General features: G+C 72.3%; 9 protein-coding genes. 5 read left to right on the top strand and 4 right to left on the bottom strand.

Features of this window, described 5'->3' with window-relative positions; genetic code table 11:
* Window positions 1-4: 4 nt before the first annotated feature.
* The 3 genes from GNT64_RS11635 to GNT64_RS11625 are packed head-to-tail and all read right to left on the bottom strand — an operon-like array spanning window position 5 to window position 5,913.
* A complete protein-coding gene (locus tag GNT64_RS11635; RefSeq protein ID WP_156679671.1) occupies window positions 5-1,549 on the bottom strand; it encodes an efflux transporter outer membrane subunit in 1,545 nt (514 codons plus the stop codon).
* Entirely contained in the window at window positions 1,542-4,769 is a 3,228-nt protein-coding gene (locus tag GNT64_RS11630) for an efflux RND transporter permease subunit (protein ID WP_277873223.1), read from the bottom strand. The genes GNT64_RS11635 and GNT64_RS11630 overlap by 8 nt, the downstream gene beginning before the upstream one ends.
* A gap of 4 nt (window positions 4,770-4,773) precedes the next feature.
* Entirely contained in the window at window positions 4,774-5,913 is a 1,140-nt protein-coding gene (locus GNT64_RS11625) for an efflux RND transporter periplasmic adaptor subunit (RefSeq protein ID WP_231638968.1), read from the bottom strand.
* A gap of 173 nt (window positions 5,914-6,086) precedes the next feature.
* Between GNT64_RS11625 and GNT64_RS11620 the strand changes: the two genes are divergently transcribed.
* Window positions 6,087-6,743 (top strand): TetR/AcrR family transcriptional regulator, encoded by a 657-nt coding sequence (locus GNT64_RS11620; protein WP_156679670.1) that lies wholly within the window; start codon window positions 6,087-6,089, stop codon window positions 6,741-6,743.
* Window positions 6,740-7,504: an NUDIX hydrolase gene (locus GNT64_RS11615; RefSeq protein ID WP_156679669.1), complete on the top strand. Its 765-nt coding sequence runs from the start codon at window positions 6,740-6,742 to the stop codon at window positions 7,502-7,504. The genes GNT64_RS11620 and GNT64_RS11615 overlap by 4 nt, the downstream gene beginning before the upstream one ends.
* A gap of 7 nt (window positions 7,505-7,511) precedes the next feature.
* Here GNT64_RS11615 and GNT64_RS11610 read toward each other — a convergent pair whose 3' ends face one another.
* Window positions 7,512-7,694: a hypothetical protein gene (locus GNT64_RS11610; RefSeq protein ID WP_156679668.1), complete on the bottom strand. Its 183-nt coding sequence runs from the start codon at window positions 7,692-7,694 to the stop codon at window positions 7,512-7,514.
* A gap of 186 nt (window positions 7,695-7,880) precedes the next feature.
* Between GNT64_RS11610 and GNT64_RS11605 the strand changes: the two genes are divergently transcribed.
* From GNT64_RS11605 to GNT64_RS11595, 3 genes are all read left to right on the top strand, one after another.
* Window positions 7,881-8,093: a hypothetical protein gene (locus tag GNT64_RS11605; RefSeq protein WP_156679667.1), complete on the top strand. Its 213-nt coding sequence runs from the start codon at window positions 7,881-7,883 to the stop codon at window positions 8,091-8,093.
* An 85-nt stretch (window positions 8,094-8,178) separates the two neighbouring features.
* Window positions 8,179-10,161 (top strand): autotransporter assembly complex protein TamA, encoded by a 1,983-nt coding sequence (locus GNT64_RS11600; RefSeq protein WP_156679666.1) that lies wholly within the window; start codon window positions 8,179-8,181, stop codon window positions 10,159-10,161.
* Window positions 10,161-14,363 carry a translocation/assembly module TamB domain-containing protein gene (locus GNT64_RS11595; RefSeq protein ID WP_156679665.1) on the top strand — a complete coding sequence of 1,401 codons (4,203 nt, stop codon included), beginning with the start codon at window positions 10,161-10,163 and terminating at the stop codon, window positions 14,361-14,363. Before GNT64_RS11600 ends, GNT64_RS11595 begins: the two co-directional genes overlap by 1 nt.
* Window positions 14,364-14,365 lie beyond the last annotated feature (2 nt).

Raw genomic sequence — 14,365 nt, 5'->3', positions numbered from 1 at the left:
ATCGCTATGGGCGCGGCGGCGGGCTGCCGGTTTCGTTCAGCCCGCCGCCGAGTGCCACGTAGAGGCTGACGCGGCTCTGCAACTCGGTGCGACGCGCCGAGATCAGCGCCTGCTCGGCCTCGAACAGGTTCCGCTCGGCATCGAGCACCTCGATATAGTTCGCCACGCCGTTGCGGTAGCGTGAGCGGGCAAGCCCGGCCAACTGGCGCTGGGCGACGGCGGCACGCTGCTGCGCCTCCACCTGCTCGGCGAGGTAGCGGCGCCCCGCCAGCGCGTCCGCCACTTCCTGAAAGGCCACCTGGATCGCCTTCTCGTAATTGGCGAGGGCGATATCGGCCTGGGCCTTCGCCACCTCCAGATTGCCCTCGCGACGACCCCAGTCGAAGATCGGCAGATCGAGCGTCGGCCCGACGCTGTAGAGGAAGCTGCCCGACTTGAAGAGATCGCCGAGCGCGGTTGAGGCGAAGCCGGCGCTGCCGGTGAGCGTGATCGACGGGAAGAAGGCGGCGCGGGCGGCGCCGATATTGGCGCGGGCGCCGCGCAGCTGTTCCTCGGCGGCGATCACGTCCGGCCGGTTGTCCAGCAGGTCGGACGGCAGGCCGGGCGCGATATCCCGCGTGATCGGCTGATTGGCGGTGGAGAGCGCCCGCGGCAGCGCATCGAAGGGGATCGGCTGGCCGATCAGCACCGCCGCCTGATCCCGCGTCTGGGCGAGCTGGAGGCGGAGGGCGGCGAGGGCGGTCTCAGCCTGGGTCAGCAGCGTCTCGGCCTGGCGATAGTCGAGCGCGGAGGTGACGCCCGCGTCCAGCCGCAGCTTGGCGATGCGCAGGCCTTCCTTGCGGCTCGTCACCGTCCGCTCGGCCAGCTCGATCCGCTCGATATATTCGCGCGCGGTGAGGTAGAGCGTCGCGACGTCGCGGATCAGCGAGAGGCGGAACGCGCGCTCGGCGGCGACGGTGGAGAGGTAGTTCGCGCGCGCCGCCTCCGTCAGGTTCGCCACGCGGCCCCAGAAATCGAGCTCGAAGGCGGAGACGCCGATGTTCACGGCGTAGCGATCCAGCGTGATCGCGCCGACGCCAGAAGTATCGATGCCGGTGCCCACGCCCGTGCCCACGCCGGTTCCGGTGCCCGTGCCGGTTCCGGTGCCCGTACCTGTGCCGGCACCGGTGCCGGGCGTGGTGCCGACGCCGCCGGTGGCGCCCAGCGCGTTCGCGCCGAAGCGGCTGCGGGTGTAGCTGCCGTTGGCGCCGATCGTCGGAAGACGGTCCGCGCCCTGCACGCGATACTGGCCGCGCGCCTCCGCCACCCGCGCGACGGACACGCGCAGATCGCGGTTATGCTCCAGCGCCAGCGCGATCAGCGCCTGGAGACGCTGATCGGGGAAGAATTCGCGCCAGCCGATCTCGGGTGCCCGGCGGGTGCCGATCTCGGGCTGATATTCCGGCTGGTAGGCGGGCGCCACCGGCAGCGGCGGGCGCGTGTGCGGCGGGGCGAGCGAGCAGGCGGACAGCGCCGTCGCCGCCAGCAGCGCGAATGGGGGCTTACGCATGGGCCGGCTCCCCGTCGCGCGGCGGCTCGCCGTCGCGGCGCTCGTCCGGCCCGCCGTCGCGGCGCTTGTCCGGCTTGCCGCCGTGGCCGGTGGCGTGCGGCTGCTTGCGGGTGAGCCAGCGGCGAACCGCGATGTAGAAGACCGGGATGAAGAAGATGCCGAACAAGGTCGCCGTGATCATCCCGCCCATCACGCCGGTGCCGACCGCGCGACGGCTGGCGGCGCCCGCGCCGGTGGCGATGACGAGCGGCACCATGCCCAGGATGAAGGCAAGCGAGGTCATGATGATCGGCCGCAGCCGCAGCTTCACCGCCTCCATGGTGGCGTCGTGCACGCTCTCGCCCTCGGCCTCCCGCTCGATCGCGAACTCCACGATCAGGATCGCGTTCTTGGCGGCGAGGCCGATGATCGTGATGAGGCCGACGTTGAAGTAGACGTCCGCCGAGAGGCCGCGGAAGGTGGTGAACAGCACCGCGCCCAGCACGCCGAGCGGCACCACCAGCAGCACCGCGATCGGCACCGTCCAGCTCTCGTAGAGCGCGGCGAGCAGCAGGAAGACGACGATGATCGACAGGCCGAGCAGGCCCGCGACCTGGCCGCCGGCCTCCCGCTCCTCGAACGCGGTGCCGGTCCACTCGAAGGTGAAGCCGCCGGGAAGCTGGCCGGCCAGCCGCTCCATCTCGTTCAGCGCCTCGCCGGTCGAGTGACCGGGCGCCGGCGTGCCGGATATCGTGGCAGACGAGTAGCCGTTGTACCGCTGGAGCTGCGGCGGGCCGGACGTCCAGCTGGCGCGGGTGAAGGCGCTGAACGGCACCATCTGCCCGCTCGTGTTGCGCACGCGCAGGTTCAGCACGTCCTCCGGCGTCATGCGGAACGGCGCGTCGGCCTGCAACAGCACGCGCAGCACGCGCCCGTCGCGGTTGAAATCGTTGGCGTAGGCGGAGCCGAAGGCGATCGAGAGGGTGGCGTTCACGTCCGCGATCGAGAGACCCAGCGCGCGCGCGGTGACGCGATCGATCAGCACCCGCAGCTGCGGCGCGTCCTCCATCCCCTCCGGCCGCACGCCGGCGAGGATCGGGCTTTTGCCGGCCATGCCGAGCAGCTGGTTGCGCGCCGCCATCAGCGCCGCATTGCCCTTGCTCTCGCGATCCTGGAGCTTGAAGGTGAAGCCGCTGGCGTTGCCGAGCTCCTGGATCGGCGGCGGCGAGAGCGCGAAGATCATCGCTTCCGGCACCGAGCCGAGCGCGCCCATCGCCTTGCCCACCATCGCCTCGGCCGAATTGTCCTTGCCCTTGCGATCCTCCCACGGGTGCAGGGTGGTGAACATCATCGCCGCGTTCTGGCCCTGGCCGAAGAAGCTGAAGCCCCGCACCAGCACGGTATCCTCCACCTGCGGCTGGGCGGCGAAGAACGCCTTCATCTTGTTCAGCGCCTCGTTCGTGCGCTCCAGCGTGGCGCCCGGCGGGGCCTGCACCACGGAGATCAGGTAGCCCTGATCCTCGGTCGGCAGGAAGCCGCCGGGCACGCGGGTGAACAGGAAGCCGGTGAGGCCCAGCAGCACCAGAAACACCGCCAGCCAGCGCAGCGGCCGGCCGAGCATGGAGCCCACGCCGCGCTGGTAGCGATCGGTGGTGCGGCCGAACCAGCCGTTGAACCAGCCGAAGAAGCGGGTGGCGAAGGCGAAGCGGCCGGGCTTCGCCTGCTCGTCCTTCTGCTCGTGCGGCTTCAGCAGCGCGGCGCAGAGCGCCGGCGTGAGGGTGAGCGCCAGCAGCGCCGAGAAGGCGATTGAGACGACGAGGGTGATCGAGAATTGCCGGTAGATGCCGCCCGTGGAGCCGGGGAAGAAGGCCATCGGCACGAACACCGCCATCAGCACCAGGGTGATGCCGATGATGGCGCCGGTGATCTGGTCCATCGCCTTGATCGTCGCCTCGCGCGGGGCGAGATGCTCCTCGGCCATGATCCGCTCGACATTCTCGATCACCACGATCGCGTCGTCGACGAGGATGCCGATCGCCAGCACCATGCCGAACAGGCTGAGCACGTTGATCGAGAAGCCGAACACCCAGAGGCCGAGGCAGGCGCCGGCCAGCGCGATCGGCACGACGAGGGTCGGGATCACCGTGGCGCGCCAGTTCTGCAGGAACAGGAACATCACGATGAAGACGAGCACCATCGCCTCGATCAGCGTCTTCACGACCTCGTCGACGGAGGCGGTGATGAACGGCGCGGTCTGGTAGGGGGTGGACCAGGCGACATCCGCCGGCAGCGTCTTCTCCAGCGCCTTCAGCTGGGCGCGGACGCCCTCGCTGGTGGCGAGCGCGTTGGCGCCGGGCACGGTCTGCACGGCGATGCCGGCCATCGGCCGCCCGCTCAGCTCGTTGCCGGTGACGTAGCTCTGCGCGCCGAGCTCGACCCGCCCGACATCGGCGAGGCGGACGGTGGAGCCGTCGGGATTGGCGCGCAGGATGATGTTCTCGAACTGCTCCGGATTGGTGAAGCGGTTCTGCGTGACGATCGTCGCGTTCAGCTCCGCGCCCTTGGCGATCGGCTGGTCGCCGATCTGGCCGCCCGCCGTCTGGCTGTTCTGCTCCTGCACCGCCGCCAGCGCCTCGGCCGCCGAGAGGTTGAAGTTGGCGAGCTTGTCCGGATCCAGCCAGATCCGCATGGCATATTCGGAGCCGAACAGCCGCAGGTCGCCGACGCCCTTCACCCGCCGCAGCTCGTCGAGGATCTGGGTGTTGGCGACGTTGCCCAGCTCCAGCGCGGACATCGTGCCGCTCTTGGAGGTGAGCGCGACGATCATCAGGAAGCCGCTGGACGCCTTGTTGACGATGATGCCCTGGCGGCGCACCTCCTCCGGCAGACGCTGCTCGACGCGGGTGAGGCGGTTCTGCACCTCCGTCTGCGCGACATCCAGATCGGTGCCGGCCTGAAAGGTGAGGGTGATCGTGGCCGTGCCGTTCGACTGGCTGGTGGAGGCCATGTAGAGGAAGCCCTCGACCCCGTTCAGCTCCTGCTCGATGATCTGGGTGGCGTTCTGCTCCAGCGTCTGCGCGTCCGCGCCCGGATAGGTGACGCCGATCGTGAGCGAGGGTGGCGCCACCGTCGGATACTGCTCGATCGGCAGCGCGCGCAGCGCCATCAGGCCGGCCAGCGCGATGCCGAGGGCGATCACCCAGGCGAACACCGGGCGATCGACGAAGAAGCGGGCGATCATGGCGTCAGCGGGCCGCGGCCGGGGCGGCCGGCCTGGCGCCAGCCGCGCTGCCCTGCGGCGCCTGCCTGCCAGGCGGCGCGATCCGCACCGGCGCGCCGGGCCGCACCTTCTGCAACCCGTTGACGATGACGCGGTCGCCGGGCGCCAGGCCGGAGCGGATGACCCAGTTGCCGCCCTGCAGCTCGCCCAGCCGCACCGGCCGGGCGGCGGCGACGTTGTTCTTGCCGACCACCATCACGCTGGCGCCCTGCGGGCCGATCTGCACGGCGCGCTGCGGCACCTGCAACCCCTGCGTGGTGACGCCGCCCTCGATCCGCGCGCGGACGAACTGGCCGGGCAGCAGCACCCGCTGCGGGTTGGGGAACTCGGAGCGGATCGAGACGGTGCCGGTATTCTCGTCCACCGACATGTCGAGGAAGTCGAGGTGGCCGGCCTGGGGGTAGCGGGTGCCGTCCTCCAGCTCCAGCGTGACGCGGACGCGATCGAGCTGCGGCGCGCGCACCGCGCCGCTGGCCAGATCGCGGCGCAGCTTCAGCAGATCGCCGCGCGACTGGGAGAAGTTGACGTAGACGGGATTGAGCTGCTCCACCGTGGTCATCAGGGTCGCCTGGCTGGCGCTGACGAGGGCGCCCTCCGTCACCTGCGCGCGGCCCGCGCGGCCGGCGATGGGCGAGGTGACGATCGTGTAGGTGAGGTCGAGCCGCGCCCGATCCAGCTGCGCGCGGGCGCTGGCGGCATCCGCCTGGCCCTGGCGCTGCTGGGCGACGGCAGCGTCATACTCCTGCCCGCTGATCGCCTGCTCGCCCACCAGTGTGGAATAGCGGCGGACGACCTGCGCGGCGTTGGTGGCGGCGGCCTGCGCGCGGGCGAGGGCGCCCTTGGCGGCATCATAGGCGGCCTGGTTCTCGCGCGGATCGATGCGGAACAGCGCCTGGCCGGCGCGCACGTCGGTGCCTTCCTCGTACAGCCGGCGCTCGACGATGCCGTCCACCCGCGCGCGCACCTCGGCGGTGCGCACCGCCTGCACGCGGCCCGGCAGCTCGATGACGTTGGCGACAGGCTGGGTGGCGAGGGTGATGACGCCCACTTCGGGCGGAGGCGGCGGCGCCTGTTCCGCCTTCTTGCCGCACGCGGCGAGCGACACGCTGGCGAGCAGGAGCGCCGCGCAAGAGAATCGTCGACGGGGAAACATGGAGCTGCTCTGTCCTTTGCCGCTCGTCCGGATCACGGAGCGATCCCGGTTGCCTAGAAATGTAAGCTGCGCTACATATCGGGTCAACGAAAATCTTGTGCGCTGCAAAAGGGAGGCGACGCCGGATGAGTGTAGCCGATGGTTGCGGCCGCGGCGAGGGACGGCGGGAACGTCGCCGAGGGGCGATGATCGCGGCGGCGCGGGCGCTGTTCCTGGAACGCGGCTTCGACGCCGTGACCCTGGGCGAGATCGTCCGCCGTTCGGGCGGTTCGCTCTCGACCTTCTACGAGCTGTTCGAGAACAAGGCCGGCGTGCTGGGCGCGATCGTGGCCGGCGAACGGTTTGACGGGCAGGAGCGACTCGGCGCGATCGTGGCGCGGCGCGGCACCGCCGCCGAGACGCTGCGGGCGATCGCGGCCTCGATCCACGAGGATCTGACCGGGCCGGAGGTGGTCGGCATCATGCGCATCGTGATGGCCGAATCGCTGCGCAACGCCGCCTTCGCGCGATCGATCTACGAGAATGCCCATGTGCCGCGCATCGCGTGGCTTACCGATCTGTTCGCCGGTTGGGCGGCGGAGGGGCATGCGCGGATCGCGAACCCGGTGCTCGCCGCCGAGTTCTTCCTAGGGCTGATCCTGCACGCCGCGCAGATGCGCGCCCTGTTCTGCGAGCCGGCGGTACCGCAGACCGCCGAGTGGCATGAATGCATGGCTGAGGCAGTCAACCTGTTCGTTGCCGGCTATGCGATCACCGGCGAAGCTGGCAGGTCCGGCGCATGACGCCTCCCGCCGAGATCATTCCCGCCGCCACCCTCGTTCTGCTGCGCGCCGATACCGGCGGCGGCGCGGCCGAGTTGCTGATGATCGAGCGCGCTGGCGCCATGCGCTTCGCCGCCGGCGCGCTGGTGTTCCCCGGCGGCCGCGTCGATCCCGGCGACCACGCGCTCGCCGCCCTCCTCGCGCCGCCGGACGAGGCGGAGATCGTGGCGGCCAAGGTGGCGGCGGTGCGCGAGACGATCGAGGAGGTGGGCATCGCGGTGGCGCTGGCCCCCGCGCCCGACCAGCCGACGATCGATCGCCTGCGCGCCGGCCTGGCCGGCGGCGGCGCCTTTGCCGCGCTGCTGGCGGCGGAAGGGCTGGCGATTGATCCGGCGGCGCTGCTGCCGTTCGCGCGCTGGCGGCCGGACCTGGGCCTGGTGCGCAACTTCGACACTTTCTTCTTCATCGCCGCGGCGCCGGCGGACGCGGTCGCCACGCCGGACGGGGGCGAGAGCGTGAGGGCGCTGTGGGGCACCGCGCAGGCGCTGCTGGCCGGCGCCGACGACGGCCACCACCGCCTGATCTTCCCCACGCGACGCAATCTCGAATGGCTGGCACGCATCGAATCGGTCGAGGCGGCGCAGCATCACGCCACGCTCTTTCCGATGCGGCTCGTCACGCCGTGGATCGAGGCGCGCGACGGCGAGAAGTGGCTCTGCATCCCGGAGGATCTCGGCTATCCGGTGACGGCGCAGCTGGCATCGGAGGCGCTGCGCAGCTGATCCGCCGCTATCGCAGCCGGCGGCGATCCGCCAGCCACTGCGCGACCGCGACCGCGATGCCCAGCGCGGCTCCGGCGAGCACGCCCGCCGAGGGCTGGTGGAGGACGAAGCCGACGATCGCGCCGGCGATCACGGCGACGGCGATGAAGGCGCCGGCGGCGCGGGGTTCGGGAGCGGGGGGCTGGGGCACGGCGATGCTCTTGCCACCACATCGCCGGTGGCGCCACCCCGTCCCGAAACGGAACGCACGCGTGCCGACCGTCCCGCCGCGGGACGCCGACGCAGGCCGTTCTCGGCTACGCGCGGCGGGATCGCGCCGCGCGGCGCGGCTGGCACGATCGTTGAACCTGTGCCGGCTCCGCCCGAAAGGATCGTCATGCAGCAGCCGCTTTTCGTCGCCGACCGGGCGAGCCTCGATCGCGCGGCCGAGCTGATCGATCGCTTCGGCATCCACGCACGGGGCGAGGCGGCGACGCGTGCGTCGCACAGCCGCGATGTCGGCAACGTGCTCCATTTCTGCCGCTGGCGGCAGGTGGAGCGGCTGATCCTCGCCCTCTCGCTGGCGGAGCCGGTCGGCACGTTGCACTGAGGCGGGCCGGCAAATCGGGCCGTTCGCCGGCCCGACGGGCGTTTACGCGCTGGCGGGGGCGGGCGCCCGGCGCTAGTTTCCGGCCATGCAGCCCGTGTTCGCGTGTCGCCTGCTGGCGGCGGCGCTTGTCCTTTCCCGTGTTCCGGCGGCTGCCCTGGCGCAGGAAGCGCCCGTATCCGATCCCGTCGCGGCGCTGCCGCCGGCCGCCGCGCTGGACCCCGCATCGCCACTGGAGCCGCTGCCCGGCCTGGGCGTGGACTGGCCCGATCTGGCCGCGCCGGGCGACGCCGCCCCCGGTCAGGCGGCCGGCGCGGCCAGCTACGAGGCCGACGCCACGCGGCGCTACCGCTTCGCGATCGAGGGGGTGGAGGGGCTGGAGGGGGTCGATCCGGCGGCGCTCCGGCTGCGCTTCGATCAGGTCTCCGCCCTGGCCGCCGGGCAGGGCAAGCCGGCCAACGTGGCGCAGATCGATCGCCGCGCGCGGGAGGACGAGGATGGCCTGCGCGATCTGCTGCGCGCCTACGGCTATTATGACGCGGTCGTCACCGCGCGGGTGGAGGCGACGGCCGGCGGCGGGCCGATCCACGTCACTCTGGGTGCGGAGGCGGGGCCGGTCTACCGCTTCGCCTCGGTCGATCTCACCGGACTGGACGCGGCGGGCGACAAGGCGCCGGCGCTGCGCCGCGCCTACCCGATCGCCGCCAACGAGATCGTGAGCGCCGACAAGGTGACAGCCGCCGACGCGGCCCTGCGCACGGCGCTGGGGCGGGAGGGCTTCGCCTTCGCCAAGGTGGGCGAGACGCGGATCGTGGTCGATCATGACAGCCACACCGCCACCCTGGCGCTGAACGTCGCCACCGATGGCGCGCAACGGTTCGGCGCGATCCAGGTGCGCGGGCGGCAGCTGTTCACGGCCCGGCATCTGGGCCGCATTGCCCGTTTCGCCCCCGGCGACCCGTATGACGCGGCCATGCTGGAGGATTTCCGCCGCGCGCTGATCCAGACCGGGCTCGTCTCCTCGGTGGAGCTGAAGCCGGTGCCCGCCGCCACGCCGGGCGTGGTCGACATCGCCGTGCGGCTGGAGCGCGCGCCGCGACGCACGGTGGCGGGCGAGGTGGGCTACGGCACGGGCGAGGGCGTGCGAGCCGAGATCAGCTGGCAGCACCGCAACCTCATCAAGCCGGAGGGCGCCGTCACCTTCCGCGCCGTAGCCGGCACGCAGGAGCAGCTGCTGGGCGCGGCACTGCGCCGCAGCAACTACAAGGCGCGCGATCGGGTGCTGACGGCGCAGATCGTCGCCAGCCACACCAATCGCGACGCCTATGACGCCCGGACGTTCACCGTGGGCGGCGGCATAGAGCGGCAGACGAACATCATCTGGCAGAAGAAATGGACCTGGTCGATCGGCGGCGAGCTGACCGCATCGGACGAGCGGGACGTAATCGCCGCCACCGGCACGCCGCGCCGCCGCACCTTCTTCATCGCGGCGCTGCCCGGCACGCTGGCGTATGACGGCACCGACGATCTGCTGAACCCGACGCGCGGCTATCGCCTGTCCGGCCGGCTTTCCCCGGAGGCGTCGTTGCAGAACGGCGCGTTCGGCTATGCCCGCGCGCAGATCGACGGCAGCGCCTATCTGCCGGTAACGGGGCGGACGGTGGTGGCCGGCCGCATCCGGCTGGGCACGATCGCGGGCGCCAGCCGGGATCGCATCGCGCCTTCGCGGCGCTTCTACTCGGGCGGCGGCGGATCGGTGCGCGGCTACGGCTATCAGCGGATCGGCCCGCGCGACGTGGACAATGATCCGATCGGCGGCCGCAGCCTGGCCGAGTTCGCGGTGGAGGCGCGCGTGCGCTTCGGCGATTTCGGCGTCGTGCCGTTCCTCGACGGCGGCAACCTCTACACCGATGCGCTGCCGCGCTTCACCGGCCTGCGCTACGGCGCGGGCATCGGCGCGCGCTACTACACCAATTTCGGCCCGATCCGCGTGGACGTGGGCACGCCGCTGAACCGCCGGCCGGGCGATTCCCGCATCGCCGTCTACGTCTCGCTGGGCCAGGCCTTCTAATGGCGGAGGCGGCGGCCGAGCAGGAGATCGCGACGGTGCCGGCGCGACGACGGCGGCGCCGCTTCCGCCCGCTGCGCTGGCTGGGGCTGGTGCTGCTTTCGCTGATCGCGCTGATCGTCGCGGGCCTTGTGGTGATCGATACCGATCCCGGCCACCGCTTCCTGGCGGATCGCATCGCCGCCATGGCGCCCCGCAGCGGGCTGCGCATCCGCATCGGCCGCATCGACGGTTCGATCTGGGGCGAGACGCGGCTGCGCGACGTGCGCCTCTCCGATCCGCAGGGGCTGTTCCTGGAGATACCGGAGCTGGCGCTCGACTGGCATCCCACCGCCTGGGCGGCCAACCGCCTGGACATCGATCGCCTCGCCACCGATCTGGCGATCCTGCACCGCCTGCCGAAACTGCGCTCCACCGGCGAGCGCAAGTCGATCCTGCCCGGTTTCGACATTCGCATCGGCGCGCTCGACATCCGCACCCTCAGGATCGAGCCCGCCGTCACCGGACGGCGTCGCATCGGCCGGATCGCGGGCAGGGGGGACGTGCGGCAGGGCCGCGCGATGATCGATCTCTCTGCCGCCACCAGTGCCGGCGATCGCCTGCGGCTGCTGCTGGATGCCGCGCCGGATGCCGATCGCTTCGATCTGGAGACCCGCCTGCAGGCGCCGACCGGCGGCCTCGTCGGCGCGCTGGCCGGCACGAAGCGGCCGATGGCGCTGGTGGTGAGCGGCGACGGCGGCTGGTCGGCGTGGAAGGGCAAGGCGCGGCTCGACATCTCCGCCCGTCGCATCGCCGATCTGGCGCTGGACGTGAGCGACGGCACCTATGCGCTCTCCGGCATATTGTCGCCGGCGCCGATCCTGCAGGGCAAGCTCCAGCGGCTCAGCGCGCCGCGCATCCTGGTAACGGGCGCCGCGCAGCTGGCCGACCGGCGGCTCGATTCCACGCTGTCGCTGCGTTCGCCGGCGCTGTCGCTCGATCTGGCGGGCGTCGTCGATCTGGCGGAGAGCGCGTTCGACGGGATGCGGATCAACGCCCACCTGCTGAAGCCCCCGGCGCTGTTCCCGAACATGACCGGGCGCGCGATCGACCTGCGCACCACGCTGGAAGGGCCGTTCGCCACCGCCGCCTTCGATTACGCGCTGACCGCCGACCGCATCCAGTTCGACGATACCGGCTTCGAGGAGGTGCGCGCGCAGGGCCGCGGGCGCTTCTCCGCCGCGCCGGTGGCGCTGCCGATCCGGCTGACGGCGCGGCGGGTGACGGGCGTCGGCGCGGTCGCCGGCGGCATCCTGGCCAATCTGGCGATCGACGGCACCCTGAAGGTGACGCCGCGAACGCTGACCGGCGACGGCCTGTCGCTGCGATCGGACAAGATCGCGGGCAAGCTGTCGCTGCTGCTCGATCTGGTCAGCGGCAACTACACCGTCACGCTCTCCGGCGGCCTTGCCCGCTACCTGATCCCCGGGCTCGGCATCGTCGACGTGCTCACCGAGCTGAAGGTGCTGCCCGGCCCCGGCGGACGCGGCACCACCGTGGCCGGGCGCGGGCGCGCGTGGGTGCGGCGGTTCGACAACGCCTTCCTGCGCTCGCTGGCGGGCGGGCTGCCGATGATCGAGACCGGGCTGGTGCGCGGGGCGGACGGGGTGCTGGCGCTGCGTGGCCTGGTGCTGACCGGGCCGACGGTGCGGATCGCCGGCAACGGCATCCGCCGCCGCGACGGCACCTTCTTCTTCGAGGGCGCGGGCACGCAGGGCACCTATGGCCCGCTGAAGATCCGGCTGGACGGCGACATCAGCAAGCCAAAGGTGGACCTGCTGCTCGACCGGCCGATGGAGGCGCTGGGCCTGGCCGGGGTGAGCCTGTCGCTGGATCCGACGCCCGCCGGCTTCGCCTATGCCGCGCGCGGCCAATCGACCCTGGGCCCGTTCACCAGCGGCGGCGCCATCCTATTGCCGGCGAACCAGCCAGCGGTGGTGGCGGTGGCGGCGCTGGACGTGGCGCGGACGCGGGCGAGCGGGCAGCTGCGCTCCGATCCGGGCGGCTTCACCGGGCGGCTGGCGGTGGCCGGCGGCGGGCTGGACGGGACGCTGGATTTCACGCCCACCGGGCCGGGTGCGGCGGCGGTGCAGCAGATCGGCGTGAAGCTGGCGGCGAACGGCGCGCAGTTCCCCGGCCCGCCGGTCATCGCCGTGCGGCGCGGCACGATGGAGGGCGTGATCCGGCTCGATCCGGCCGGCACCTCGATCAAGGGCAGCATCAGCGGGCAGGGCGTGCGGCGCGGCGGCCTCACGATCGCGCGGCTGGCCGCCACGGCCGACCTCACCGGCGGCAGCGGCCGGGTGCGCGCATCGATCGCCGGATCGCGCGGCCGCGCCTTCGACCTGACGACGGAGGCGGTGCTGGCGCCGGATCGCGTGCGGCTGGTGGGGCAGGGATCGGTCGATCGCCGCCCGATCCGCCTGACGACGCCGGCCGACCTGACACGCGACGGCGCGGGCTGGCGGCTGGCGCCCACCCGGCTGGAGTTCGCCGGCGGCAATGCCACTTTGGCCGGCCGCTTCGGCAGCGGCGGCGCGACGGAGGTGGATGCCGGGCTGGATCGGATGCCGCTGGCGGTGCTGGACATCGCCTCGCCCGGTCTTGGCCTCGGCGGCGCGGCGAGCGGCAAGCTCTCCTATCGGCTGGCGGCGGGCGCCACGGCGCCGACGGGCCGGGCCGATCTGATCGTGCGCGGCCTCACCCGCTCCGGCCTGGTCCTCTCGTCGCGGCCGGTCGACGTCGGCATCGCCGCCGTCCTCTCCGCCGACGCGGCGGTGGCGCGCGCGGTTGTGGCGAGCGGCGGGCGGACGATCGGCCGCGCGCAGGGCCGCGTCGCGCCGCTGGCGGCGGGCGGCGACCTCTCGGACCGGCTGGCCGCGGCGCCGCTGTTCGCGCAGCTGCGCTATGACGGGCCGGCCGACATCCTGTGGCGGCTGACCGGTGTCGAGACGATCGACCTCTCCGGCCCGGTGGCGATCGGCGCCGACGTGGGCGGGCGGCTCGGCCAGCCGCTGATCCGCGGCTCGCTGCGCACCAGCGGCGCGCGGCTGGAAAGCGCCGTCACCGGCACCGTCATCACCGGCCTGCAGGCGAGCGGCCGGTTCGACGGATCGCGGCTGGTGATCGATCGATATGCCGGCGCGACGCCCAAGGGCGGCACGGTGAGCGGCCGCGCCGCCTTCGATCTGGCCGCCGCGCGCGGTTTCGGCATGGACGTGACGATCGACGCGAAGGAGGCGGTGCTGCTGGACCGCGACGATATCGGCGCCACCGTCACCGGGCCGCTGACGATCCGGTCGGACGGGGCGGGCGGCACCATCGCCGGCGACGTGACCCTGGAGAAGGCGCGCTACCGGCTGGGGCAGGCCGCCGCCGCCGCCATCCCGCGCCTGCCCGCCACCGAGATCAACCGCCCGGCCGACGAGGGCGAGGTGGCCGCGTCGCCCGTGCCGTGGACGCTCGATCTGCACGCCAAGGCCCGCAACCGCGTGGCGGTGACGGGGCTGGGATTGGACAGCGAGTGGCGCGCCGATCTGCGGATCAAGGGCACGGTGGACAATCCGGCGATCACCGGCCGCGCCGATCTGGTGCGCGGCGGCTACGAGTTCGCCGGCCGCCGCTTCGATCTGGATCGCGGCGCCATCCGCTTCCTGGGGGAGGCGCCGCCCGATCCGGTGCTGGACATCGTCGCCCAGGCCAACATCCAGGGGCTGAACGCCACGATCCGCGTCTCCGGCACCGGCCTGAAGCCGGAGATCGACTTCACCAGCGTGCCGGCGCTGCCGGAGGACGAGCTGCTCAGCCGCCTGCTGTTCGGCACGTCCATCACCAACCTCTCCGCGCCGGAGGCGTTGCAGCTGGCGGCGGCGGTGACGTCGCTGCGGGGCGGCGGCACCGGGCTGAACCCGATCAACGCGGTGCGCCGCGCCGCCGGCCTCGATCGCCTGCGCATTCTGCCGGCGGACGTGACGACCGGGCAGCGCACCTCCGTCGCCGCCGGCAAATATATTGGCCGGCGCACCTATGTGGAGGTGATCACCGACGGGCAGGGCTATTCGGCGACGCGGGTGGAGTTCCAGATCACCCGCTGGCTCTCGCTGCTGTCGAGCATCTCCACGCTCGGGCGGACGAGCGCGAACGTCCGCGTCTCCAAGGATTATTGAGC

It is taken from the genome of Sphingomonas profundi (assembly GCF_009739515.1).
GTDB lineage: Bacteria > Pseudomonadota > Alphaproteobacteria > Sphingomonadales > Sphingomonadaceae > Alterirhizorhabdus > Alterirhizorhabdus profundi.
Note: the sequence above shows the minus strand (reverse complement) of the source record. Positions and strands in the feature narration are given on the sequence as shown.

Coding starts and splice junctions, on each gene's coding strand:
- GNT64_RS11635 (WP_156679671.1), bottom strand. CDS start 1,549: ATGCGTAAGCCCCCATTCGCGCTGCTGGCGGCGACGGCGCTGTCCGCC.
- GNT64_RS11630 (WP_277873223.1), bottom strand. CDS start 4,769: ATGATCGCCCGCTTCTTCGTCGATCGCCCGGTGTTCGCCTGGGTGATC.
- GNT64_RS11620 (WP_156679670.1), top strand. CDS start 6,087: ATGAGTGTAGCCGATGGTTGCGGCCGCGGCGAGGGACGGCGGGAACGT.
- GNT64_RS11615 (WP_156679669.1), top strand. CDS start 6,740: ATGACGCCTCCCGCCGAGATCATTCCCGCCGCCACCCTCGTTCTGCTG.
- GNT64_RS11605 (WP_156679667.1), top strand. CDS start 7,881: ATGCAGCAGCCGCTTTTCGTCGCCGACCGGGCGAGCCTCGATCGCGCG.
- GNT64_RS11600 (WP_156679666.1), top strand. CDS start 8,179: ATGCAGCCCGTGTTCGCGTGTCGCCTGCTGGCGGCGGCGCTTGTCCTT.
- GNT64_RS11595 (WP_156679665.1), top strand. CDS start 10,161: ATGGCGGAGGCGGCGGCCGAGCAGGAGATCGCGACGGTGCCGGCGCGA.